The organism is Phascolarctobacterium faecium, from assembly GCF_003945365.1.
Taxonomy (GTDB): domain Bacteria; phylum Bacillota; class Negativicutes; order Acidaminococcales; family Acidaminococcaceae; genus Phascolarctobacterium; species Phascolarctobacterium faecium.
Genome location: NZ_AP019004.1, coordinates 831515 through 857101 on the forward strand (window position 1 = coordinate 831515; position 25587 = coordinate 857101).

Genomic DNA, 25587 nt, shown 5'->3' on the forward strand with positions numbered 1-25587 from the left:
TATATATGGCATATATTAAGAAAATTCGCTATGTGAAAAAATTTTTATATTAGTGATTATATATATATCTTTTATTATTTTAAAATCGCGGAAGGGGGTTTTTACGGTGGCGAAATCCATTTGTGAACATATTCGCAATGTTAAGAGCAGCTTAGAAAATGCTGAAAAAAGTTTCCGTGAAAACAACGGCATGCGCGGTGAATTGGATTTGATGCTGGCTGAAGCGGAAATTAAGCATTTGCGGGAAAAACGCGGCTGGGTTTCTGTTTGGACCAGACAGCGTTTAGCTTTGCTTGCTGCGGCTATCGTAGTATTAGCTGGCTATGGTGGCTGGTTATATGCTGGAACAGTAGAAGAACCTGTGGTGAAGTTGCAAAATCCCGCTGCAGTTATGGCTTCAACTGAGCTGCAGAAAAATTTGCCTCAAACAGAGGCGGCTCCCAATAAAATGGTGCCGACTTTTACAGATAAACCAGAACAAGAACAGAAAACGGTAGTGATACCGTCAGAGTATCCGAAAGAGCAAGTAAAAGAACAGCAGCGTAGTGTGGAGTTGCCTACTGCAGATATGCGGCAGCTTGTGCGTGAAGCGCGCAGAACTTTACGGGATGCTAACTAGTTTAGGGAGGATTTTTGGATGAGAAGAAAAAATATGTTGCGGTCCTTATCTTTGAGCCTGGCAGCGCTTTTGCTGACGACTCCTGTTTGGGCGCAGGAAAACAGTGCGGCTGATGTCGTTGAAAACCAAACCATGACTATCGGTGGGAAAGAGCAGATTGTTACCAAAGCTGCTCTTGAAAAAGCACAGAAAGCACAAAAAGGCAAAGGAAAAGATAAAGGCGGACTGAGTAAAAAGGGGAAAAAGACAGTTTATTATATGCATAATAAGCCATCTGAAGATATTTCCGATCCTCGCTATAAAGGTACTACTGAAGAACAGCCGGCTGAAGCTGGTGATGCTGAACAGCAGGAAGAGGCCAAACGTCCTGTAAGCAGACAGGAAGCTGAAAAAGAGGCTGCCAGAGAAGATGCGGCGAAGTCTGCTCAGGAAGCTGTTGCCAATGCCCCGCAGACAAATACTACAGCAGTCCGTGAAGAAGAGCCGCCAATGCGTCCTCCCGCAGAAATAGAAAAGGCTGCGGCACCGTATTTTGGTCAGCTGGTGACTAAAATTATGGTCAGCGGTAATAATGTGACTCCAACTGAAGAGATTATTAATGTTTTAAAAACTAAACCTGGTATGACTTTGACGTCTGAAGGTTTAGGTAAGGATTTATACGCTATTTATAATATGGGATGGTTCTATGATCTGCAGCCTGAATTTAAACAGGTTCCGGAAGGTGTGCAGGTTACCTATCATGTTATGGAAAATCCTATTTATCAGCAGCTGGCAGTAGAAGGAAATACAAAGATTTCTACAGAAAAAATTGAAAGCTTACTGGATCTTCCCAAAAATCAGCTGATCAATATCAGAGAAGTAAACGCAAAAGTACAGCGTTTGGAAGCTGAATACAATAAAGAGGGTTACATTTTAGCACGTGTTGCGGATATCAGAATGCAGCCTGACGGAACCCTGCTGTTGGTCGTAAATGAAGGTATTGTTGAAGACTTTAAAATTAAGGGCAATACTAAAACTAAAGATTATGTTATTATCCGTGAAATGAAACTGAAAAAAGGCGAACCTTTTAATGCCAAAGATGCCCGCCGCAGTATGCAGCGTATTTATAATCTAGGCTATTTTGAAGATGTTAATATCAAATTGAACCCCGGTCAGCAGCCTAATGCTGTAGAGATTGAGATTTCCGTTGTAGAAATGAATACCGGTACTTTTGGTATCGGTGCCGGCTACAGTGATGCGGACGGATTTATCGGTATGGTATCAGTCGGTGATAAAAATTTCCGTGGTACCGGTGATAAAGTTAATATTCGCTGGGAATTCGGCGGTGCGGATAATAAGAACTATGAGTTCTCTTATACAAAACCTTGGATCGACAGTAAAGAAACAAGCGCAACAATTACTTTGTACGACGTTACCAACGAATATGCGGACTATGACCGTAACGCCGACGAAATTGCCCGTTATGACAAAAAACGTCGTGGGCAGGAATTGACTTTCAGTCGTAAGACTAATAACGAGTATGTCAGCAATTATCTGACGTTGAAGAATCGCGATGATATTTATAAAGGCGCCGTCGACGGCTATAGTACTCAGTATTATGAATCTACATGGTCTGGGAACAGTGATTATAATCCGAAATATGATGGACCAACAGGTGAAGCTGGTGCGAAATATCGCCAAGACAAGAACTTTGGTGTAACGCGCAGTATCGGCGTCGCCAGAGTGTATGATTCACGCGATAATATTTATGATCCGCATGAAGGCAAAAGAAATGCCTATACGATCGAATATGCTGGTTTAGGCGGTGATTTTGACTTTACAAAATACTCCGTTGATTATCGTTATTACTATCGTCAGGGCGCAGAAAATGTTATTGCCGTGCAACTTGGGGCTGGTTATGCTTCTGGTAGGATGCCGCTTAGCCAGAGATTTTCAATGGGCGGCAGCGAGACGTTGCGCGGTTATAAAGATGACCAGTTCAAAGGCAACAGCATGCTGAAGGGCACTGTTGAATATAGAATGCCGATCGTGAAAAAAGTGCAGGGTGTTTTGTTTGTAGACAGCGGTTATGCCTGGGACAAAGACCGTGAAACAGCCTTTGATTTGGGCGAGCTGAAGTATAGTTATGGTGTTGGTTTAAGGATCAACTCACCTCTTGGACCGGTAAAGCTTGATTATGGTTATGGTGATCAGGGCGGACGTTTCCATTTCAGCTTCGGCGGTCAATTCTAAAACAGGCGGTAGTATGCCGTGAAGATTGTAAGAATTTTAGCTGTAGTTTTATTGGCTTGTTTGCTGCCACGGGCAGCAAATGCTGCCATTATTGAAAGTGTAAGCGTTAATGTCCTAGACAGAGGTTCTACCAGTAAGGTTCTGTTAGAGCGGATGTCGGCAAGTATGCAGACTGTTGCTGAACAGCTGCTGCTTGATAAGGACACAGAAAAAGTAGAACCTGTGCGCAGTGAATATACAAGACTTCTGGGAGAAGTTGGGGATAGAGTCCTGAATGGATATCAGATGGAGCAGGTAATGTTGCAGCTGGGGACACAAACGCAGGTTACAATGGTGGTTTCACCCTGGAATGAAGTGATAAATGATGTTTTTGTTGATTTACAGTTTTCAGGAGTCGAAGAAAATACGGCGGCCTTATTGCAGTCGAAACTGCCGGAATTACAAAAACAGCTGGAGGATGTTTTGCAGGGTTCTTCTGCAGATGCGTCCGACTGGGCCGGTGGAGTATTACGCCGGTTAGTAAGGGAAAAGGTTGAAGCTGAACTGCCTGAATTCAGAGCTGCTGTAGATGTGGTGCGTGAAGACAGGCGAACCGTTATACAGGTAGTTGTCTATCCTGTAGGGCAGCTGGTGCAAAGTATTGATTATGAGATGGTTTCTCAGTCTATACCCAATTTGCTGCTGTTAAATATTAAACAGCGTTATGCACAGAAAACACAGGAGTTAAGGGGACTGCCGGTAATATATGTCAGCAGGCATAAAGAAGAGCTGGAAAGATCACTGCTGGCAGAACTCAGTGCAGAGCCTGAAGTAAAAAGACATAATCTGCGTCCAAGCGTAGTTTTGACGCCGGGAGTTAATTCAGGGGTAAGGATTCGTCTGGAATCAGATGAATATAAAATCTGGTTTGAAGGCTACGGTGACATAGGGCGCAATGAGAACAATATTTCCGGACGCGCTCATTTTGGCAAATACATATCAAAACGGGATGAGATTTTCGGAGAGGTCGGAGTGACTTTGGATGATGTCGACTGGGATTTTTCCGCCGGTTATGCGTTGCATCACGGAAAAACGACAGTCAGTTATATGCGACGTAGTCCGCTGGGAGAAAATGTCTATCGCCTGGAACAGGATATAACGCCGAAATGGCGTTTGCGGGCAGAATATTTTTCTGGCAGCGATACTACTGAAATTGGAGTCAGATACCGGATACACGAATTCTTGAGCGCGGAATATGTTTATTCAAATGATAAACCATACTTCAGGATTGTTGGAAATTTGTGATAAAGGTTGAAAGAAAAGATTTTGACTGATATAATTATTTAGTATAATTACAACTGAAAGCAGGGATTTTTATTATGATGCAAAAATTACGTGATCCAAAAAATGTGAAAATGATATCTTTGTTCGTAGCAGCTATCTTTGTTTTAGGCTGTTTTGCTTTAACACTTACCCAAAGTGGTGTTAACAGCGTGGCATCAGCTGCTTCCAGTGAATCGGCTATTGGCGTTGTTAATTATCAGATGCTGCTTTCTCAAGTGCCTGATCTGCAGAATATACAGACAAGTATGAAGCAGGAAATCGATAATGCCCAGAAGGATTTTGATGAAAAAAGTAAAACCATGAATGATACTGAAAAACAGCGTTATTATCAGCAGTTGCAGGAACGGTTATCCAATAAAGAAAAGGAATTAATGGATCCTGTTTTGAAAAAGATTGAAACAACAATCAAAAAAGTTGCTGATAAAAAAGGTTTGTCCGTAGTTGTTGACAAAAATACCGTTGTATACGGCGGTCTCGATATTACTGATGAGGTATCCAAGGCTTTGCAAAGCGGTAAATAATGTCGGACAAGGCCCTTTTTACAAAAGGGCCTTGTTTCTGTTTAACTGCAGGAGGTAAAGTATGCGCTGGTTAACACCGATAATTTTGATAGTCGTATTACTTACTGCTGCCTGTGGTCATGATCCGGGCGGCAAGGATAAAATTGCCGTTATTGATTGGGATAAGGCATTCAGTGCTCATCCTAAACAGACTGTTCTTAAACAGGGTGAAGCTGAATTGCAGAAATTACTGCGTTATCGTGAGGAGCAGGCAGAAATAGCCAAAACTCAGATTGCTGGTTTAACCAGACTGCAGCAGCTGAAACAAAACAGTAAAGCTAATTTTATGGATGCCGGGTTTCAGACACAAATGTATGCTGCTGAAGCAAAAGAACGGAAAAAACTTTTAGATGCTTATGATGCAGCAGTAAAAGAAGCTGATGCTGCTTTAGCCGAACAGGAAAAGGAACTGGAGGATGCGTACCAGCTAAAAATTTTAAATTTGAGATTGCGGCTGGAAGCTATAAAAATGCGTCCTGCAGAACGTGAGGTTGTTCAAAATGAATTAAACCAGGTTCAGTCTGAACGGGAACAGCAAAGACAGCAGATTTTAGCAGCAAAAAATAAAATTATTGGTACTAAAATGGAGCCTTTGGTGGCTGAAACGCAGGCCAGATTAAAACAGCATGCGGAGCAGCTGCAGCAGGAAATGCAGGGAGATATGTCTGGGGTATTATCAAAAGACCAGTCTGATTTGGCGAAAGTTCCGGAAGCTTTGACTAAAGCAATGGCTGCCATCGATAAGCAGGCTGATAAACTGCAGGAAAGTAATGAAAAGCTTAGAGCAGGTATTCGTAACGATATTGAAAGCAATGTGATAAAACTTGCTCACGAGCGGCAGTATACAATCGTCTTTCATAGTGTTAAAGTTAATATCAAAGCGGATGACATTACTGATGATGTTGTGAAGGCTTTGCAGAATATGAAATAACAGGAGCGATAGATTATGAAAAAACAAGTAGTGGCAGGCTTAATGGTGGCAGTTGCAATGGTATCTTTTGGATGCAGTGGGCGTAATGCTGAATTTGGTGTGGTTGATATGAAAGCTGTTGAAAGCAAAGCCGAAATAGTAAAAACGGTGAAAGAAGAGGTTGCTACCAAAGGAAAGGCATTGCAGGAAGAAATGACTAAAGAGATGGAGGGCAAATCTCAGGAAGAACAGAAAAAAATTGTTGAAGATAAAACGGCTGAAATGCAGTTGGTACAATCAGAAGCGCAAAATAAATTAAAAGCAAGCCTGGATTCTGCGTTAAATGCAGTTGCTAAAGAAAAAGGCTTAGGAGCTGTGTTGATTAAAGATGCTGTCCCTCAGGGTGGTGTGGATGTAACTGATTCGGTAATTGAAAAAATGAAATAAAATGTGGCGGGCGGTTGATCTGCCCGCCTTTTTAAAACAGCGGGAGGCAGAGTTATGGAAAAGACTTTGAGGGAATTGGCAGAATATTTGCAGGGGACACTTGAAAATGAAGATCAAAAGTTGATTGTTACAGGCGTAAACGGGTTAGTTGAGGCTGGACCGCAGGATATTTCTTTTGCTGTGCCGCCTCATGTGGAACACTGTCATCTCAGTAAAGCTGGGGTAATGGTTTTAGCACCGGAAGATCCCAAGCTTGATAGACCTGTAATCAGAGTCAAAGATCCGCGTGCAGCTTTTGCGGCCTTGTTGGAGCTTTTTCGGGCCAGGGAGGATGTTGAACGTGTCGTAAGTCCTTTGGCTTTTGTTGCCGCAAGTGCTAAAATTGGTAAAAATGTTGCTATACAGCCGTTTGCTGTAATTGAGGAAGATGCTGAAATTGGTGATGACAGCGTAATTTATCCGCATGTTTATGTTGGAAAGCATGTTAAAATAGGTAAAGCTTGTACCTTTTATCCTCAGGTTACAATAAGAGAAAATTGTGTTATAGGCAATAATGTTGTATTGCAGTCAGGATGCGTTATCGGCGGCGATGGTTTTGGCTATATTACAGATAAAAAGACTGGCAGACACAGCAGTGTACTGCAGGCTGGCAATGTGGTTTTAGAGGATGAAGTTGAAATAGGAAATAATACCTGTATTGACAGAGCTACTGCAGGCAGTACTATTGTTGGTGCGGGAACAAAAATAGACAATCTTGTGCATTTAGGTCATAATGATGTTTTAGGGAAAAATTGTCTGGTCGTAGCCCATGTGGGGATCAGCGGCAGCGTGACTGTTGGTGATAATGTTACGTTTGCAGGACAGGTTGGTACAGTTGGGCATATCACAATTGGTGACAATTGTGTTTTTGGCGGAAAAACAGGTATTACCAATAATGTACCTTCTAATTCGTTTTATGCAGGATTTCCGGCACGTCCGCATAAGGAATGGCTTAAACAGGAAGCGAATCTCAGAAAAATCGGCGATTTGCTGAAAAAGGTTAAAGTACTGGAAGAAACTGTAGCTAAATTGGAAAAATAAGAAACAAGGCGGTGCAAAAGCAGTGCTTGCTTATTATGTGGTTAAGTTTTTCAGCTGGATTATGTGCGTGGCTCCTAAATGTTTACGTAATTTAACAGCTGCGATATTAGGCGGAATTGCGGTTGTTGCTACTCCAAAATGGCGGATGCAAATGGCTGCAGCCAATATACAGGAGTGTCTTGGCGTAGATAAGGCAAGAGCTCAGCAGATAGCAGAGAAAAGTTTGCGCAGATTTGGTAGAATGGTAGTAGAAGTAATGCGCTTCCCTTTGTTAAATAAAGATAATATAACTAAGCTTGTTAATGTTGAAGGCCTGGAATATTTGGAAGAAGCCTATAAACAGAATAAAGGTGTCATTATTGCAACAGGTCATTTTGGCAACTGGGAGCTTTTAGGGGCAACGATTGCTTTGCATGGCTATCCTATGCTTTCTATAACGAGAAAACAGAATAATAAATATATGGATCGCTTCATTAATGAATATCGTGAAATGGTGGGACAAAAGGTTGCCTATAATCGTGGCGAACATGGTTTGCTTGCTATCAGCAGAATACTGAAGGAGAAAAAACTGCTTGGCGTTCTATATGATCAGGATACTAATGACGACGGTGTTGATTTAAAACTTTTTGGAAAAGACAGTATCATTCCTTTAGGTGCTGCTGCTTTATCGCGAATTTATGGATCTCCTGTTTTACCATGTTTTATTCATAATAGTGAAGAGGGCGGTTGTACGGTTAAAATATATCCGCCGCTTTATACGCCTAAGAGCAAGGATAGGGAAAAGGATTTTTATGATGTGACTCAGGAGCTGGTTGTAATTTTGGAGCACGAGATCATCAGTCATCCAGAGATGTGGTTTTGGGTACATGACCGCTGGAAAGACGGGCGTGAGAGATTTGCAGTCAGGAAATAACCGGGGAAAGGCAGGAGGGAATTTTGAAAGAAATAATGCAGCAAACATTGGCAGCTCCTATTGCTTATTCTGGCATAGGGTTGCACTCAGGAAAAGAAGTTGCAATGAAATTATTGCCGGGAAAAGAGAATACGGGTATTGTTTTTGTACGTACAGATCTCTCGGGGCATCCTGAAATACAGGCTTTAGCGGAGAATGTAAGTTCTACGGTTAAAGCTACTACTGTCAGTGAAAATGGGACCGAGGTATTTACAGTTGAACATTTAATGGCGGCATTTTCAATGATGGGCATTGATAATTGCCGCATTGAGATGTCTGCGCCGGAACCTCCAGTAACTGACGGCAGTGCTGCTGTATTTTGTGAGCTGATTTTACAGGCGGGCAGAATAAGGCAGTCGGAGCCAAGAAAAATATATGCTGTTGACAGGGCTTTTTCTGTTTATGAAGATGATAAATATATCACGATTCAACCGTATGATGGTTACAGGATTTCTTTTGTATCTGTTAACGCGCATCCTGCTTTAGGGACACAGTATTTTGATATCGAGCTGACAGAAGAAAAGTTCCTGCAGGAGATCGCTGCTGCCAGAACTGTTGGATTTATGAGTGAAATTAAGCAAATGCAGCAGATGGGACTGGGGCTTGGCGGCAGTATTGAAAATGTTATTATTTTTGATGATGATAAAATTTTATCAGAGACAAGATTTGATAATGAACTGATCAGACATAAAATTTTAGATGTGATTGGAGATTTATATTTATTAGGGCATCTTCGTGGGCATATAATTGCTGTGAAGTCAGGACATGCATTTAATTCTTGTTTAGCAAAGCAAATTCAAGCCTATAGGATCAAGGAGGAGAAATGATGATTACTTTAGACGCTATTGAAATTCAAAAAATTATTCCGCATCGTTACCCAATGCTTTTGGTAGATCGCATTTTAGAGTTGGAACCGATGAAAAGGGCTGTCGGTGTCAAAAATATTACCATGAACGAATTGCAGTTCTTAGGTCATTTCCCTGGTGAACCGATTATGCCTGGTGTGCTCTTAATTGAGGCAATGGCTCAGGTCGGCGGCGTGGCGATGCTGTATCCGGAAGAAAACCGTGGCAAAATTGCGGTCTTTGGTAAGATCGATAACGTACGTTTTCGTCGTCAGGTAGTACCGGGGGATCAGGTTATTACTACAACTGAAGTTGTAAAGATACGTGGAAATATGGGCGTTATTCATTGTGAAGGCAAGGTTGATGGTCAGGTGGCCTGTGAGTGTGATTGTACTTTTGCGATTATGGATCCAAAAAATTCTTAATAAATGAAAAAACGTTAAAATTTGCAGTAAAATGATGAAATAGGAAGTTTTTTGTACGTAATCAGTTAAAACAACCGAATTCAGCGTGCGAAAAAGTAAAAGCTTTGGCAGAATATAGATAATATAGTATAAAGCTGTTTAATTGTTTGATTAAAATTGAGGAGTGAAGGAAATGAGTTCGGTTGTTATTCCTATGCCTAAAATCCATGAAACAGCAATCATCCATCCCAATGCTGTTTTAGGAAAAAATGTTGAAATAGGCCCTTATGCTGTAATCGATGAAGAAGTAGTCATCGGCGACAATTGTAAAATAGGAGCCCATGCGGTGATTCATAAATATACTACAGTTGGTAAAAATTGTAAATTTTTCCCGGGTTGTTCTATAGGTGCTGATCCGCAGGATTTAAAATTTGAAGACGAGAAAACATCGACGGTTATCGGTGATGGCTGTGTTTTTCGTGAATGTACTACCGTCAACAGAGCTACTGGTGAAGGAAATAAAACTATTATTGGTAATAATATACTGATGATGGCTTATACGCATGTCGCACATAATTGCATTGTTGGTAATAATGTTATTATGTCCAATGTTGCAACACTTGCCGGACATGTTATTGTTGAAGACAGGGCTGTTATCGGCGGATTATCAGCAGTGCATCAGTTTTGCAAGATCGGCCGTAATGCTATGATTGGCGGTATGGCACGTGTTGCTCAGGATGTGCCTCCTTTTATGATCGTTGCAGGTGATCCGGCCTTTGTATCGGGTTTGAACAGTGTTGGATTGGCCAGAGCCGGTATGGCTCAGGAAATACGCAGTCAGCTGAAAAAAGCTTTTCGGATTTTATACAGATCCGGATTGCCATTACAGGAGGCTGTTGCTACAATGGAGCAGGAGCTTGACAGCAGCGAGCCTGTTGAGCATTTGATGCGCTTTTTGCGTAATGTAGAACGTGGTATTATTCGTACCCGCAGAGATTAAGGTGGTGACCTGGTGGAGACTATAGGCTTATTGTCGGGAATCGGCCATTTGCCGGTGGATGTAGCTTTATCAGCCAAGTCTATGGGTTATAGAGTTATAGCTGTTGGAGTTGTCCCTGATATAGATCCGGAGTTAGCAGAGGCTGTTGATGCTTATTATGACATTCATATAGGGAAAATTGGTAAGATCATTAGTACTCTGAAGAAAAATGATGTAAAAACAGTGACAATGATAGGAAAAGTTACAAAAGAGCTTTTATATAAAGCAGGAGCTGTTGTTCCTGACCTTAGGGCAATAAAAATACTGGCTTCCGTACCTGACCGTAAAGATGATACCATCATGAACGCTATTGTCAAGGAGCTGGAAGGTGAAGGCATCAAAGTGATGGATCAGACACTTTTGATTCAGCCGTTATTGCCGCCGCCTGGCGTTTTGACCCAAAGAATGCCAACAGAAGCGGAAGTGGCTGACATGGATTTTGGCTTTGCAATGGCGAAAGAAATTGGTCGTTTGGATATTGGGCAGACGGTGGTGGTAAAAGATCGTGCTTTAATGGCCGTTGAAGCTATTGAAGGAACTGATGCCTGCATTTTACGAGGGGGAACACTTGGCAAAGGTGTTATTGTCGCAAAAACGGCAAAACCGGCGCAGGATAACAGGTTTGATATGCCAAGCATTGGCACAAAGACCATGGAATCAATGATAGCAGCCGGAGCGACCGGTTTGGTAATTGAGGCCGGCAGAACGCTGCTTGTAGAAAAAGAAAAAACTCTGGCTTTGGCAGATGCTCACAATATTACTATTGTAGCAAGATAAATGAAAAATAATTGCTAATTATGCAGGCTGAGCGATACGTTCAGTCTGTTTTTGTGTTATAATATAAAATGAATTGTTGTGTAATAAAATAAGAACTAGAAAACTTTTTAAAGTGTTTTGATAGCTGGAAGGGAGCGTTTATGGCTAGAATATTGATTTCTGCCGGAGAAGCTTCGGGAGATATTCATGCTGCTGCGGTGACAAGAGAATTAAAAAATATTGCTCCTGATACTGAAGTTTTCGGTATGGGCGGTGATTGCCTGCGTGAAGCTGGCGGCGAAGTGTTATTTGATATTAAAGAACATGGGGTAATGGGGTTTGCGGAGATTGTTTGCAAATTACCAGCGTTGTTTAAATTGAAAAAAGCTTTTGCCAAAGTAATGGAAGAAAGAAAACCGGACTGTCTGGTGGTTGTTGATTATCCGGGGTTTAATATGCGTTTGGCAAAACTTGCAAAAGCAAAAGGCATTCCTGTAGTTTCTTACATCAGTCCTTCTGCTTGGGCCTGGCATAAAAGCCGTGCGAAGAGCGTTGCTCAGATTGTCAATAAAGTTGCTGCCATTTTCCCGTTTGAATATGAAGTTTATAAAAATGCGGGGGCTGACACCGAATTTGTTGGACATCCTTTGGTGGATATAGTGAAACCGCATCTTAGCAAAGAAGCTGCCTGGAAAAAAGCAGGAAAGAATGCTGACAGGGATTTGATTTTATTACTTCCGGGAAGCCGGTTGATGGAAATACAAAAAATGCTGCCAACGATGTTACAGGCCGCAAAATTAATTTTAAAAAAACGTCCCGATACAGATTTTACTATGCCGCGAGCCAAAACAATTCCTCTGAAAATGCTGGAAGATATGGTAAAAGCTGCAGGAGTACCGGTCAAAATAATAGAAGGTGACAACTACGATGTGATGTTCAGTGCTGATCTGGCACTGGCTACAAGCGGAACAGTGACTTTAGAGGCGGCGCTGTGCGGATTGGGGTCAGTTATCGTTTATAAAACCTCGCCTATTACCGCTTTTATTGCACGCAGAGTTATCAATATACCTAACATCGGCTTGCCAAATATTGTTGCAGGCAAACGTATTTTACCTGAATTGCTGCAGGAAGAATTCACTCCGGAACGTTTGCAGCAGGAGGCTCTGGCACTTTTGGAGCCGGAGCGGAACACGCAGATGAAAAAAGATCTGGCTTATGTCAGTGAGCGTCTGGGAGAGCCCGGTGCTGTACATAGAGTTGCAGAATTGGTTCTGCGTATTGCTGAGGAGAAACAATGACATTATATTTACGAATCTTGAGTTATATAAAACCATATATGCACAGACTGCTTTTTGCTATGGTTTGTACTATTATGGCAGCAGCGGGGAATTTATATATTCCCTGGATTATCAAAGATATGATTGATGAAGTTTTGGCTGATAAGAATGGCACAATGCTGAATTGGATTGCTGCCAGCATTATAGCTATTTTCATCGTACGCGGTTTGTTCTGGTATGGTCAGAATTATTTGATGAGCTACGTTGGGCAAAGCGTAATTATTGATATTCGTGCGGCTGTTTTTAAAAAATTACAGCGTCTCAGCGTATCTTTTTATGACAAGAACAAAACGGGTACGATCATGAGTTATGTTACCAATGATGTCAATGCGCTGCAATCAGCTATGGTTGAGAATACCATTGAGATGATTACAGAAGGATTTATTTTGATCGGTTCTGTAGTAGCGATGATCTATCTGGATTGGCGTCTTACGCTTTTTACAGTCTGCACTTTCCCTGTGGTCTTATGGTTTATGGAATTTTTTGGGAAAAAAATTCGTAAAACCGGCGGCAGAATCCAGGAATGTACTGCGGATATTACTTCGGTTCTGCAGGAGTCTGTGGCTTCTGCCAGAGTTATCAAATCGTTTGTCAGGGAAGATTACGAGGTTGATCGTTTTGACGTAGAAAATAAAGCGAATTTTCGTGCTAATATGAAAAATGCGCAATTGATGGCAACATTGACTCCTGTTGTAGAGCTTGTTGCAGCAATTGGCGTGACAATGATTATCTGGTACGGCGGTAATAATGTTATTAATGGCACGATTACTGCTGGCTCCCTGGTCGCTTTTTTGACCTATGCCGTAAATATTTCTAATCCTATTAAACGTTTAACCAGAGTTATTGGTAATATCCAGAAGGCGTTGGCTGCAGCGCAGCGTGTATTTATGATTATCGACATGCCGGAAGAAATAGCAGAAAGCAGGGATGCTAAGCAATTGCCGGAAGTCAGTGGTAAAGTGGAATTTCAAAATGTTTCTTTTGCATACAATGATAAAGGCAATGTAATTACAGATCTTTCTTTCAGTGTAAAACCGGGTGAGGTAATAGCAATCGTTGGTCCGTCCGGTGCAGGAAAATCCACAATTGCTAATTTACTGCCGCGTTTTTATGATGTAAACAAGGGTGATATCAAAATTGATGGTCACAGTGTCAGAGAGGTTACGTTAGATTCTCTGCGTGAACAGGTTGGTATTGTTCCGCAGGAAACAATGCTCTTTAATGGTTCTGTTTATAATAATATTCTTTATGGACGTCTGGATGCGACTAAAGAAGAGATTGAAGCCGCTGCTAAAGCGGCCAACGCACATGATTTTATCATGCAGCTTACTGATGGTTATGAAACTAAGCTTGGTGACCGAGGGGTTAATCTTTCCGGCGGGCAGCGGCAGCGTATAGCTATTGCCCGGGCAATATTGAAAAATCCACGGATTCTGATTTTAGACGAAGCGACTTCGGCTCTTGATACAGAAAGTGAAAGAGTGGTGCAGGAAGCACTGGACAGATTGATGGTAGGCAGGACTTCTTTTGTTATAGCACATAGGTTATCAACAGTTAAAAACGCAGATAAAATTTTAGTGCTGGAAAAAGGTAATTTAGTCGAATCAGGAACACATGATGAGCTTTTGGCCTTAGATGGGCTGTACGCACATTTATATAAAATTCAGTATCGCAACAAAGAAGCGAAGTGAGGTTAAAGAATGTATATTATTTATAATTTTTTGGTTTTGTGCGTGTGCTGTTTGTTCGTACTGCCTTACTTTCTTTATCGTTGTATCTGTGAAGCAGGTTTTACTACCAGAATGCGGCAAAGTCTGGGAGGGCTGCGTGATGAAGAAATTGCTTCTGTGGCTCAGAAGGACTGTATTTGGATTCATGGCGCTTCTGTCGGTGAAATTGTTGCGACAAGTCCATTAGTTAAAGAAATACGCAAAGCATATCCTGATTCTCCAATACTGGTCTCTGCTGTAACTGTAGGCGGTTATAATATGGCTAAACAGATAATTCAGGAAGCTGATGCTATTATCTATTTTCCTTTGGATATGCCGTTTGTTTCTGAATCTTTTGTTAAACGTATTCAGCCGAGGATATTCATGCCGGTAGAAACTGAGTTGTGGCCTAATTTTTTGCGGGCTATTCGTGAAAGAAATATTCCGGTAATGATGGTTAATGGCCGTATTTCAGAGAAATCAGTAAAAACGTATCGTTATTTATATGGCATTTGGGATGATATGCTGAATACAGTCAGCAGATTCTGCATGCAGTCAAGTATTGACGCTGATTATATCAGTCATTTAGGCGCAGATCCCAAAAAGATTTATGTTACAGGTAATACGAAGTTTGATCAGACTTATGCGGAAGTGACACCAGAGGACCTGGAAAACTATAAAAAAGAATTAGGAATTGAAAATGCTTATCCTGTAATTGTGGCAGGGTCTACACATCCTACTGAAGAAAAAGTTTTATTTGATGTGTTTAATGAAATTATTAAAAGCTATCCTGAGGCCCGTTTGGTTATCGCACCTCGCAAACCGGGACGTGCCGATGAAATCAGTAAACTGGCGAAACAGTATCATTGGGAAAGCGGATTTAGATCAAAACTCCTGGAAATCAAAGGTGCTCGGTCTAAATATCCTGTTTTACTGATAGATACTATTGGTGAATTAGGTCGTATTTATTCTGTTGGTGATGTGGTGTTTGTTGGTGGTTCTTTGATAAAACATGGCGGACATAACGTGCTGGAACCGGCAGCGCATGCCAAACCGATTTTAGTTGGGCCAAATATGCAGAATTTTAAAGATTCATATGCTTTATTGAGTAAGGTCGGTGCCTGCAAGATGATTAATAACAGTGCAGAGCTTACTAAAGAAGTTTTAGATATTGTTGGAAACGATGAACGACGTTTGCAAATGGGAGCAGCATCATTGCAGGTTATTAAAGAAAATCGCGGTGCTGCTGTACGCAGTATTGAATATCTGCAGGATCTGCTGACATTAACGACTGTTGACAGTAAGGTTGAGGCATCCTATCCTACAAATATCAGAAATCTGCATGATGAAGGCGGCGGGCGTCTGCGCCATGGAGATGCGGTGATTCAATATTTATATCAGCTGGCACATGGTCCTAACACCCCATTTTTTGGTTGGATTTTATTGGGGATTTTAAGGATGTTTTCCTATGTATATGAATTTGGTGTTTGCTGTAAATTAGACTTTTATAAATCCGGATTATTGAAACAGAAAAAATTAGATTGCTGTGTCATTTCTATAGGGAATATTACTGTTGGTGGTACAGGAAAAACTCCTACCGCGCAAAAAGTTGCTGTTATTATTAAAAATATGGGTTATCGTGTCGTGATCCTGAATCGTGGTTATCGTTCGCACTGGGATCAGGAGATGGGCGTTGTCAGTGATGGTAAGAAGATTTTTATGACTGCCTATGAGGCCGGTGATGAAGCTTATTTAATGGCGAAAACCTTACCGGGTGTGCCGGTAATTATTGGTAAAAACAGAGCCTTAACAGGTCAGTTTGCTGTGGATAAAATGAATGCTGAGGTTATCATCATGGACGATGGTTATCAGCATTGGCACTTATATCGTGATCTGGACGTAGTTTTAGTTGATACATTTAATATGTTCGGCAATGGCTGTCTTCTGCCGCGCGGGACCTTGCGCGAACCGTTGAGTCATTTGGACAGGGCGGGCTTGTTCCTGCTGACTAAAACAGATCAAAGTTCTCAGTTCAGCCGTCAGGAATTACGCGATACTTTGGATAAGTACAACGGAGATGCTCCTATTATTGAGAGCATCCATCATCCCAAAAATTTTGTGGAAATTGCTGACTGGTATAAAGGCATACATGAAAATGCGAAAGATCTTTCTGAGCTGCAGGGTAAAAAAGTTATGGTCTTTTCTGCGATCGGCAATCCTTCATCGTTTGAGCAGACTCTGGCCTGCATCGGCATTGATATAATTGAAGCTATACGATATCCTGACCATCATGATTACGGAATGCTGGAAATGCAGTATATCAGTGAAAGAGCCATCAGCAAAGAAGTTGTAGCTATGGTAACAACTGGTAAGGACGCTGTTAAAATACCAACGGAATTCATTTATTTTAATAGAGAAATGCCGTTGTATATTTTAAATATGGATATAAAAATTACTGAAGGACGTGAAGTATTTGAGAAAACAATTCTGAACGCCATTCAGAAGGAGACGAACGAGTAATGAAAGTTTTGTGTGTGATACCTGCACGTTACGCTTCTACACGACTTCCGGGAAAGCCTTTGGCACTTATTGCAGGAAAGCCTATGATACAACATGTCTATATGAAAGCCTGTGAGGCCAAACTGCCTGATGATGTTATTGTGGCCACGGATAATGAGAAAGTTTTTGAAACGGTTCATGGTTTTGGTGGTAGAGCGATCATGACATCTCCGGATCATCCCAGTGGTACTGACAGGTTAGCAGAGGTCGCTCTTAATTTTCCAGATGTAGATGTTATTGTCAATGTACAGGGCGATGAACCCATGATACCGCCGGAGATTATTGACCGGCTGGCAAAAGCTTTCGAAGCTGAATCTGATTTAAAAATGGCTACGATGAAAGTATTGATGCGGGAAGAAGATTATAATAATCCAGCGGCAGTTAAAGTTGTTACCGACAATAATGGTTATGCCCTTTATTTTTCGCGCAGCCTAATGCCATATCCCCGTAATAAAACTGAACACTATAAGGTTTATAAGCATGTTGGTATTTATGCTTATAGACGTGATTTCCTTTTGCAATACGCTGCTTTGGCACCTACTGAATTGGAAAAAACAGAAAGTTTGGAGCAGTTGAGAGTTTTGGAAAACGGATATAAGATAAAAGTACTGGAAAGTGATTTTCAAGGTATTGGAGTAGATACTCCGGAAGATTTGGCAGCGGTAAATGAGCTGTTAAGTAAATAAGCGGTTTTATTCCAGAAGGAGGTCGGACATGAACATTGTAAAAGTTGGTGATTATGAAGTTGGACAGGGGCATCCGCTGCTATTGATGGCAGGACCCTGCGTTTTAGAGGGTTATGAGCACAGTTTGATGATCGGTAAGGAAGTTAAAAAAATTGCTGATAAATTAGGTGTGCCTTATGTTTTCAAGGCATCCTATGACAAAGCCAATCGTTCTTCTTACAGCTCTTTCCGTGGACCGGGATTAGAAGAAGGGTTGAAGATTTTAGCACAGATTAAAAAAGATTTAGGTGTGCCTGTTGTCAGTGATATTCATGAAACTATTCAGGTGGAAAAAGCTGCTGAAGTTTTAGATATTCTGCAAATACCGGCGTTTCTTTGCCGTCAAACGGATTTAGTTTACGAAGCAGCAAAAACAGGACGTGTAGTTAATATTAAAAAAGGCCAGTTCCTCGCACCCTGGGACATGAAAAATGTACTGAAAAAAGCTGAGGAGGCAGGCAATCATAATATTATGCTGACTGAACGCGGTGCCAGCTTTGGTTACAATGCTTTGGTTACTGACATGCGCAGCTTGGCAATTATGCGTGAGTTGGGGTATCCGGTAGTGATGGATGCTACTCATAGCGTTCAGATTCCAGGCGGTCAGGGAAAGACTTCCGGAGGTCAAAGCCAGTATGTGCCTCATATGGCCAGAGCTGCTGCGGCTGTAGGCATTGACGCTCTTTTTCTTGAGGTACATGATAATCCGGAAGAAGCGTTGTCTGATGGACCCAATATGGTTCGTTTGGACAAGTTAGAGAAACTTTTAACAGATGTTTTGGCTATTGATAAAATAGTACGCGGTTAGATCTGGTAAGTGAGAGGGAGTTGGAGCATGGAACAAATGTTAGAGCAGGCGCGCAATACTTTGCAAATGGAGGCTGACGCTATTTTAGAGCTCGTACCTCGCGTTGACGAGCATTTTTCTGCAGCAGTGGCTATGATTTTAGACTGTCCAGGACGAGTTGTCATCACTGGTATGGGTAAATCAGGTATCATTGGACGAAAAATGGCGGCTACGTTTGCCAGTACAGGTACACCATCGTTTTATCTCCATCCTGCCGAAGGTATTCACGGTGATTTGGGTATGGTAACCGAAAGCGATGTCGTGATCGCTCTGTCTAATAGCGGCGAAACGGGAGAGGTACTGCATATACTGCCATCCTTAAGGCGTATAGGGGCAAAATTGATTGCTATGGTTGGGAATGCTGAGTCTTCTTTAGCAAAAAATTCTGATATTACTTTAGATGTTGGTGTTTCGCAGGAAGCATGTCCGTTAGGGCTGGCTCCTACATCTAGTACTACTGCCGCATTAGCTTATGGTGATGCGCTTGCTTTGGCCTTGTTGTCCAAACGTAAATTTACTGCCAGTCAGTTTGCTGTTTTCCATCCTGGTGGTTCGTTGGGACGCAAGCTGCTCTTAACTGTTGAGGACATCATGCATAGTGGTGCTGATAATCCTGTTGTTAATGGTGCAACAACTGTTCAGGATGCTTTATTCGTAATTACTGATAAAGGGCTTGGCGCTGTTTCTGTAGTTGACGATAATGAAATTATGATTGGCGTTCTGACTGATGGAGATATTCGCCGTGGGCTGAGTAAGGGGATTGATTTTCTGCAGCGTCCTGTTACTGAACTGATGACCAGGGCCCCTAAAACTATTACTAAAGATAAACTGGCGGCTCAGGCACTGCATCTGATGGAAAGCAACAGTCCTAAGCCTATTACAGTGCTGCCTGTTATTGACGAGGAGCGTCGTGTTATTGGATTATTGCATATGACTGACTTGGTACGTCAGGGTGTGGTATAATGAAAAACATAGAAAAAGCAGCTCAGATAATTAAATTGCTGGTGTTGGATGTCGATGGTGTTATGACAGACGGTTCGATTTATCTTGATGCTGAGCAGGAACTTTTCAAGAGCTTTAATGCTAAAGATGGTATGGGAATCAGCTGCGCTATAAGATGCGGACTGCAGGTTGCGATTATTACCGGTCGCTGCAGTCCAATTATTCGCAGAAGGGCCAGAGAATTAGGGATCGTCGAAGTTTGTGAAAATGTTAAAGAGAAAAGAAGTGCTTTAGCGGAGCTGCTGCAAAAATATAATTTGTCTTTAAATGAAACGGCTTATGTCGGCGATGACCTAAATGATTTGCCAGTGCTTACACAGGTTGGTCTGGCCTGTGCTCCGGCAGATGCTGTAGAAGAAGTAAAACAGGTATGTCATTTTGTAGCAGAAAAAAAAGGCGGCGGCGGAGCAGTGCGTCAAATTACAGAGTTTATTTTAAATGCTCGTGGTGACTGGGATAAAATTGTAAACAGTTATTTACAAGAGGGACAGGGAGACGCTCAATAATGTGGCTTTACTATTTACTGAAAACAATCAGTACCTTGGTATCATGGCTGCCTTATAAGCTGGTGGTGAACATTGGTATCGGCATAGGGCACCTTTATCATACAATTGCAAAAAAACAGAGGATCCGTGCAGAGGAAACTATCAAGGAAAGACTTGGTTATTCTGATGAAGAAGCTAAATGCACGATAAAGTCATTGTTTGTGAAATTAGGCATAACTTTTATGGAAATAATGTATATGCCAGCACTCAATAAAGATAATATTCGTGGTTTGGTTACTTTTGATCGTCCGGATGTGTTATGGGAAGCGTTGAATGAAGGTCATGGTGTAGTTATGCTGGCTTGCCATATGGATAATTGGGAATGGCTGGGTGCTGCTTTATCTTTGTATGGATTTCCTATAAGTGCAGTTGAAAAACCACAGCCTAATAGAGTCTACAGTGATTTTATGAACGAACTGCGCAAAAGCGTAGGTCAGGAAATATTTTCTCGTGGTACAAGTGAAATTCTTGGTTGTGCCAGAGCAATGAAAAAAGGCCGCATGCTGGGCTTGATTGCAGATCAGGATGGCGGATATGACGGTATTTTTGTACCGTTTTTTGGAAAAATGGCAGCTACACCCTCTGGACCGGCATATTTTTCCAGGAAATTTAAAGCTCCTATTATACCTATTTTTATTGTACGTAAAGAAGGTTATTATGGGCATCAGGCAATCGTCAAAGATCCTATTTACTATGAAGATACCGACGATAGGCAGTTGGATGACTATCGCGTTACATTAAAAATGACCAGAATTGTCGAAGAAGTTATCAGGGAATATCCTGATAACTGGTTATGGTTCCAGCATCGCTGGAATACGCCATACACACCTACAGGAAAGGAGCAGGAGCATGTTGAGAAATAAAGGCTTCCAGATGATCGTGGGTGCAATAGTTATAACAGGCGTCATTATTGCCTGGCTTATGCTCGGCGGTGAGGCTCCTTCCAACAATCCAGTTCAGAAAGAAAGCTCTGGGGCGAATGCTAAAGTAAGGAATAGTACTTTGGCCAGAGAAGTGGACGGTAAGAAAGTCTGGGAATTTACTGTTGAAGAAGTTGAACAGATCAAAAGCAGCGGTGAAGCTGTTTTAAAAGGTGTTAAAGGTAAAATTTACCGTGAAGACGGCAGTGTTTTAGAGGTTGTGGCCGGCGGCGGTAAAGTAAAAAATGAGGCAAAGGATTTTGAACTGAATGATAAAGTGGTAGCAGTTCTATCCAGTGGCGGTAAGCTGACTGCCGAAAGCATACGTTGGCAGCAGACTGAAGATGTTATTACAGCTTCGGGGAATGTAAGGCTGCTTAAAGATGATACCTTGGCGACAGGAGACAAAGCTGTTACCAGTAGTGCATTTGAAAGACTGAAATTAGAAGGGCATGCGGAAGTTCAGAGAGGCGGCGATTATAATGAATAAACTGAAAATGACTATCGTTATGATGATAGGGATATTTTTTATGGTGGGCATGCTTGGGACTGCTTGCGCTCAAGGCTCGAATTTCAGTGTGAAGGCTGATACTATTGAATATGATATGCAGTCTGGGGACGGTATGGCCAAGGGAAATGTAGTATTGAAACAAGATGGCGGTACTGCAACTGCTGCTAATGCTGAATTTAACAGCAAAACAAAATCCGGCAGGCTGACTGGCGGTGTTGTTGCTGATCGTGATGACTCGCATGTTGTTTGTTATACATTTGTAATGCATAATGAAGATTATTCTTCGGCGATAGGTGATGCTCGTCTGACTAAAGGTGATAAAACTTTAGCATCTGAACGTGTTGATTATTATAAAAATCGTGAATATGCTGAGACTGTTGGTAGTTGGGCACGTTTGTCCATGGCTGATGGAAGCATTCTGGATGCAGTGAAAATTACTTATGATGGAAAAGTTGGTGTGGCAAATGCGACCGGTGGTGTAGCTATTTCCAGCCCGCCTCGTGATTTGACAGCTTCTGCAGATACCGCTGTTTATGAAACAAATAATAGCGGTTATATAGAACTGATTGGTAACGCAAAAGCGACACAGGATGGGAATACAGTAGAAGGAAATCGCCTGCGTCTGAACAATACCTCTAATAAGGCAGAAGCCAGTGGAAATGTAAAAATTGTTTATGTTCCTAAGCCTGTGGAGAAGAAAGAAAATGTAACTGCAGATGAAAATGCGGCATTACAAATGGCCAAAGCACCTGTGGAGGTCGCCTAGTGATTATAGAAACGAAAGATCTTGTAAAAGAATATTCAGGACGGCGCGTTGTTAATCGGGTCAGTATCACAGTAGAGCAGGGAAGTGTCGTCGGGTTACTGGGGCCTAATGGTGCCGGTAAGACTACGACATTTTATATGATTGTAGGCATTGAACGTCCTGATGAAGGTGTAGTTACTTTAGATGGAGATGATATATCATCTTTGGCAATGTATGAACGGGCCAGGGCTGGCATCGGTTATTTGCCGCAGGAAGCATCGATTTTTCGAAAAATGACAGTTGAAGAAAATATTTTAGCGATTTTAGAAACGACTGTTCTGACTGAGGAAGAACGTGTGAACAAAATGAATTCTTTAATCGAAGAATTTCGTATTGAACACATAAGAAAAAGCAAAGGAACAGAGCTTTCCGGTGGTGAGCGCAGACGTGTTGAAATCGCCAGGGCTTTGGCTACGGATCCTGCTTTTATTCTGTTAGATGAACCTTTTGCTGGAATCGATCCTATTGCTGTATCAGATATCCAGGGAATGATAGCACATTTAGCAAAGCGCGGAATTGGTATCCTGATAACAGACCATAATGTGAGAGAAACTTTAAGTATTGTTGATAAAGCATATATCCTTGCCAACGGTGAAATTTTAATTCATGGTGACAGCGAAACCATCGCTAACGATCCAACGGCACGTAAATATTATCTTGGCGAAAACTTTAGCATGTAGGAGGAATAGGGATGCGTTTACGCTTACTGGATCGTTATGTTTTAAGTGAATTGCTGTACCCTTTTATTTTTGGTATCGCTTCGTTTTCCAGTATTTTTATTGCCAGCTCCATGCTTTTTAAGCTGACACAATACATGACTAAATACGGGGCCTCGGGAGAAACTATTGCCAGATTATTTATGTATAGTTTACCAGAAGTAGTAAATTATACCTTTCCAATGTCGATGCTGCTGGCTTCGCTGATGGCATTTGGTAAATTGTCAGGCAGCAGCGAGATTGTGGCAATGAAATCAGGGGGTATCAGTTATTACCGTATTGTTGCACCTGTACTGATCGTAGCTTTTTTTGTCAGCATGTTTTCTGTTGTTTGGGCAGAGAAGGTAGTGCCGGCGGCAAAAGTACAGTATGGCAGGATTTTAGAATATGAGATTAAAAAGAATACTAAACCGAGAACCCAGGATCATGTTATCATTAAAACTTTGAGTGGCAGTACTCAGAGAATTACTTATGCCCGCCGTTTTGATGAAGAAAAAGGTTTAATGGAAAATATTACGATCGAAGAGTTTGAAAAATCTCATCTGGCGAGAATTCAAACAGCTAAACAAGCTTACTGGGAAAATGGATCCTGGCGTCTGGAAGATGGTACTGTTTATACAATGAACGAAGCGGAAGGCATTAAAAGCACTGCTAAATTTAAAGAGCAGATCATCCCGCTTGATGTAACTCCAAGAGAGATTTCCTGGGAACAAAAAGAACCTGAGGAAATGACAATCAGGGAATTGCGTGAATATATTTCTGTTTTAGAAAGACAGCATCAGCCGACAGCACGCCAGTGGTGTGAAATCTATATGCGGATTTCGATTCCGTTAGCCAGCTTTTTCTTTGCTATGATCGGTGCTCCGTTAGGCACTCAGAAACAAAGAACAAGTTCTTCTATTGGCCTTGGTATCAGTATTATCGTAATCTTTATTTATTATGCGATAATGACACTTACTACAGGTCTTGGTAAAGGCGGGGTGATGAATCCTCTGCTGGCATGTATTATTCCCAATCTGATTTGTTTGGGAGCCGGTGTATTTTTACTGCAGAAGAAAAACGCTTGATTTAAAAAATATATTTTGAAGTAAAGGAGGTGTATTCATGTTCGGATTACGGTTGATTTTAATTCTGGCAGTAGTTGGCGGTTTGATTGCTTTTATTGGTGATAAACTGGGAAGTAAGATCGGCAAGAAAAAACTTTCTGTTTTTGGTTTAAGGCCCTATCATACTTCTGTGTTGATGACCGTTATAACCGGAATTTTGATCGCCTCTATTACTTTGGTAACAATGGCTGTTGCTTCTGACAGTGCTAGAACCGCAATGTTTGGAATGGAAAAGCTTCAGAATGAATTAGCGGCCTTGAACAGAGAAAAAGATCAGGCGTCTGTGGCGTTGGCAAAGGCTCAGGCTGATGTTGCTGAAAAGAATAAGGCAATTCTGGCTTTGGATGAACAGATAAAAGCCAGCGCGGCTGAAAAAGCGGCGATTGAGAATCAGTTAGTTGCTGCTCGTCAGAATTATGAGGAAGCCAAAGGCCAGCTTCAGCAGGCTCAGTCGGCTGTAGGAGAATTGTCGCAGGCTAAGCAGTCTCTTGAAGGGGAAGTAACTAATCTGGAACAGATGACAGAACGTCTGCGGCGAGGAATTTTAGCTATTCGTGAAGGTCAGGTTGTTTTTCGAAGCGGCGAAGTTGTTTATGCAGGAGTTTTAAAAGGCAGTTTAAATGACGAAGAAAATAGTCGGCAAATGCAGTTGTTTTTAGCTACGGCTAATGAAGTGACCCTGCATCGTATGGGAATAGAAGCAGAAGAACCTGTGCAGGCCATATGGATGCCTAATGAGGTAATTGAAGAGGCTTTGACGCGCATTAAAGCTGCGCAGGGGAATATTTTTGTCAGAGTAAGGACTGTTGCTAATATTATTGCTGGAGAACCGGCTGTATGTACGTTGGAATTGGCAGCGGACAATCGTATTTATAAAAATAACGAGCTGATTTTTAGTAAAGAAATAGACCTTGAACAAAGTGAGAGCAGTATGAATGGTGAAATATTAGAGTTTCTGTCTGATATTAACCGTGTAGCTGTTGCTGCCGGAGTCATACCAGACCCGCTTACAGGTAAGGTTGGTAATATGGATGCTGGAACAATGGTCGAAACAGGTGAGAAAATGGCTAAGTATGGCGGGAAAGTTATACTTAAGGCCTATGCTAAAGGTGACATTAACGCTTCTGGACCGGTTTTACTGCGCTTAGAGGTGGAAAATGCCGGAAAATAAAGTATGGTACTTAGGCGTTGATCCTGGTAGTGCTAAAACTGGATTTGCATGGGTAGAGGCAGATGGAAGAATAAAAAAGGTTGCAGTACTGGCAACAGAAACTTTACCAGAAGTGCTGCCGCAAATATTAGGATCTGCTCCAGCTGCTGTGATTTTGGGGAACGGCACTAACTGTGACAGCATAAAAAAAATGCTGATGGAAGTAACTACTGTAATTAAGATATTAATGATAGAAGAAGGCTACAGTACGGAAGAGGCCAGAAATTTGTATTGGCAGGAAAACCCTCCGCAGGGCTGGCGCCGTTTACTTCCTTTGGGTTTGCAAGTTCCGCCTGTTAATTTAGACGGTTACGCAGCGGCTGTTTTGGTACGTCGTTATTTGAAAAAAATAAATACAGTATAATAAAAAGCACAGGAAATTTTCCCTGTGCTTTTTTAGCAGGGAAAATATTGGGCAGCGGCGAATA

General features: G+C 41.7%; 26 protein-coding genes. All 26 read left to right on the forward strand.

From position 1 onward, the window contains the following. Window positions 1-106 precede the first annotated feature (106 nt). The 26 genes from PFJ30894_RS04070 (at window position 107) to PFJ30894_RS04195 (ending at window position 25523) form a co-directional block, all read left to right on the forward strand. Window positions 107-619 carry a hypothetical protein gene (locus tag PFJ30894_RS04070; RefSeq protein ID WP_125669115.1) on the forward strand — a complete coding sequence of 171 codons (513 nt, stop codon included), beginning with the start codon at window positions 107-109 and terminating at the stop codon, window positions 617-619. 18 nt (window positions 620-637) lie between these two features. Continuing rightward, window positions 638-2851 carry a BamA/OMP85 family outer membrane protein gene (locus tag PFJ30894_RS04075; RefSeq protein ID WP_125669116.1) on the forward strand — a complete coding sequence of 738 codons (2214 nt, stop codon included), beginning with the start codon at window positions 638-640 and terminating at the stop codon, window positions 2849-2851. 18 nt (window positions 2852-2869) lie between these two features. Then, window positions 2870-4135, forward strand: a complete 1266-nt coding sequence (locus PFJ30894_RS04080; protein ID WP_113077752.1) for a hypothetical protein — start codon at window positions 2870-2872, stop codon at window positions 4133-4135. A gap of 74 nt (window positions 4136-4209) precedes the next feature. Next, a complete protein-coding gene (locus PFJ30894_RS04085; protein WP_197714980.1) occupies window positions 4210-4695 on the forward strand; it encodes an OmpH family outer membrane protein in 486 nt (161 codons plus the stop codon). Window positions 4696-4756: 61 nt separating this feature from the next. After that, window positions 4757-5665, forward strand: coding sequence for an OmpH family outer membrane protein (locus PFJ30894_RS04090; RefSeq protein WP_125669117.1), 909 nt, complete (start codon window positions 4757-4759; stop codon window positions 5663-5665). Between the two features lie 15 nt (window positions 5666-5680). Further along, complete coding sequence (locus tag PFJ30894_RS04095) at window positions 5681-6091, forward strand: OmpH family outer membrane protein (protein WP_113077750.1); 411 nt, start codon at window positions 5681-5683, stop codon at window positions 6089-6091. Window positions 6092-6145: 54 nt separating this feature from the next. Beyond that, window positions 6146-7171, forward strand: a complete 1026-nt coding sequence (gene lpxD, locus PFJ30894_RS04100) for a UDP-3-O-(3-hydroxymyristoyl)glucosamine N-acyltransferase (protein ID WP_113077749.1) — start codon at window positions 6146-6148, stop codon at window positions 7169-7171. A 22-nt stretch (window positions 7172-7193) separates the two neighbouring features. Continuing rightward, window positions 7194-8084, forward strand: coding sequence for a lysophospholipid acyltransferase family protein (locus PFJ30894_RS04105; RefSeq protein WP_021718200.1), 891 nt, complete (start codon window positions 7194-7196; stop codon window positions 8082-8084). A 35-nt stretch (window positions 8085-8119) separates the two neighbouring features. Beyond that, window positions 8120-8950 carry a UDP-3-O-acyl-N-acetylglucosamine deacetylase gene (gene lpxC / locus PFJ30894_RS04110; RefSeq protein ID WP_125669931.1) on the forward strand — a complete coding sequence of 277 codons (831 nt, stop codon included), beginning with the start codon at window positions 8120-8122 and terminating at the stop codon, window positions 8948-8950. Next, complete coding sequence (gene fabZ, locus PFJ30894_RS04115; protein WP_125669932.1) at window positions 8950-9393, forward strand: 3-hydroxyacyl-ACP dehydratase FabZ; 444 nt, start codon at window positions 8950-8952, stop codon at window positions 9391-9393. The genes lpxC and fabZ overlap by 1 nt, the downstream gene beginning before the upstream one ends. Before the next feature lie 172 nt (window positions 9394-9565). Next, entirely contained in the window at window positions 9566-10372 is an 807-nt protein-coding gene (gene lpxA, locus PFJ30894_RS04120; RefSeq protein WP_113077748.1) for an acyl-ACP--UDP-N-acetylglucosamine O-acyltransferase, read from the forward strand. A gap of 12 nt (window positions 10373-10384) precedes the next feature. Further along, window positions 10385-11188: an LpxI family protein gene (locus PFJ30894_RS04125; RefSeq protein ID WP_021718204.1), complete on the forward strand. Its 804-nt coding sequence runs from the start codon at window positions 10385-10387 to the stop codon at window positions 11186-11188. 140 nt (window positions 11189-11328) lie between these two features. Beyond that, window positions 11329-12465 (forward strand): lipid-A-disaccharide synthase, encoded by a 1137-nt coding sequence (gene lpxB / locus PFJ30894_RS04130; RefSeq protein ID WP_021718205.1) that lies wholly within the window; start codon window positions 11329-11331, stop codon window positions 12463-12465. Continuing rightward, entirely contained in the window at window positions 12462-14195 is a 1734-nt protein-coding gene (msbA, locus tag PFJ30894_RS04135; protein ID WP_125669118.1) for a lipid A export permease/ATP-binding protein MsbA, read from the forward strand. Before lpxB ends, msbA begins: the two co-directional genes overlap by 4 nt. Before the next feature lie 9 nt (window positions 14196-14204). Beyond that, window positions 14205-16733 carry a tetraacyldisaccharide 4'-kinase gene (gene lpxK, locus PFJ30894_RS04140; RefSeq protein WP_125669119.1) on the forward strand — a complete coding sequence of 843 codons (2529 nt, stop codon included), beginning with the start codon at window positions 14205-14207 and terminating at the stop codon, window positions 16731-16733. Further along, the gene (gene kdsB, locus PFJ30894_RS04145; protein WP_021718208.1) at window positions 16733-17458 is read left to right on the forward strand and encodes a 3-deoxy-manno-octulosonate cytidylyltransferase; all 726 of its coding nucleotides are present in this window, start codon (window positions 16733-16735) and stop codon (window positions 17456-17458) included. Before lpxK ends, kdsB begins: the two co-directional genes overlap by 1 nt. A 28-nt stretch (window positions 17459-17486) precedes the next feature. Further along, window positions 17487-18305: a 3-deoxy-8-phosphooctulonate synthase gene (gene kdsA / locus PFJ30894_RS04150; protein WP_125669120.1), complete on the forward strand. Its 819-nt coding sequence runs from the start codon at window positions 17487-17489 to the stop codon at window positions 18303-18305. Window positions 18306-18341: 36 nt separating this feature from the next. Next, window positions 18342-19307, forward strand: a complete 966-nt coding sequence (locus PFJ30894_RS04155) for a KpsF/GutQ family sugar-phosphate isomerase (protein WP_044491876.1) — start codon at window positions 18342-18344, stop codon at window positions 19305-19307. Continuing rightward, on the forward strand, window positions 19307-19852 hold the full coding sequence (locus PFJ30894_RS04160) for a KdsC family phosphatase (protein WP_125669121.1): 546 nt from the start codon (window positions 19307-19309) through the stop codon (window positions 19850-19852). Before PFJ30894_RS04155 ends, PFJ30894_RS04160 begins: the two co-directional genes overlap by 1 nt. Then, window positions 19852-20754 carry a lysophospholipid acyltransferase family protein gene (locus PFJ30894_RS04165; RefSeq protein ID WP_125669122.1) on the forward strand — a complete coding sequence of 301 codons (903 nt, stop codon included), beginning with the start codon at window positions 19852-19854 and terminating at the stop codon, window positions 20752-20754. The genes PFJ30894_RS04160 and PFJ30894_RS04165 overlap by 1 nt, the downstream gene beginning before the upstream one ends. Next, a complete protein-coding gene (gene lptC, locus PFJ30894_RS04170; RefSeq protein WP_021718213.1) occupies window positions 20741-21301 on the forward strand; it encodes an LPS export ABC transporter periplasmic protein LptC in 561 nt (186 codons plus the stop codon). The genes PFJ30894_RS04165 and lptC overlap by 14 nt, the downstream gene beginning before the upstream one ends. Then, window positions 21294-22088, forward strand: coding sequence for an LptA/OstA family protein (locus tag PFJ30894_RS04175; protein ID WP_021718214.1), 795 nt, complete (start codon window positions 21294-21296; stop codon window positions 22086-22088). The genes lptC and PFJ30894_RS04175 overlap by 8 nt, the downstream gene beginning before the upstream one ends. Beyond that, window positions 22088-22807, forward strand: coding sequence for an LPS export ABC transporter ATP-binding protein (lptB, locus tag PFJ30894_RS04180; protein ID WP_021718215.1), 720 nt, complete (start codon window positions 22088-22090; stop codon window positions 22805-22807). The genes PFJ30894_RS04175 and lptB overlap by 1 nt, the downstream gene beginning before the upstream one ends. Window positions 22808-22818: 11 nt before the next feature. Next, window positions 22819-23910: an LptF/LptG family permease gene (locus tag PFJ30894_RS04185; RefSeq protein ID WP_021718216.1), complete on the forward strand. Its 1092-nt coding sequence runs from the start codon at window positions 22819-22821 to the stop codon at window positions 23908-23910. 37 nt (window positions 23911-23947) lie between these two features. Then, window positions 23948-25120, forward strand: a complete 1173-nt coding sequence (locus PFJ30894_RS04190; protein ID WP_021718217.1) for a DUF3084 domain-containing protein — start codon at window positions 23948-23950, stop codon at window positions 25118-25120. Next, on the forward strand, window positions 25107-25523 hold the full coding sequence (locus PFJ30894_RS04195; RefSeq protein ID WP_125669123.1) for a RuvC family protein: 417 nt from the start codon (window positions 25107-25109) through the stop codon (window positions 25521-25523). Before PFJ30894_RS04190 ends, PFJ30894_RS04195 begins: the two co-directional genes overlap by 14 nt. Window positions 25524-25587: the final 64 nt, after the last annotated feature.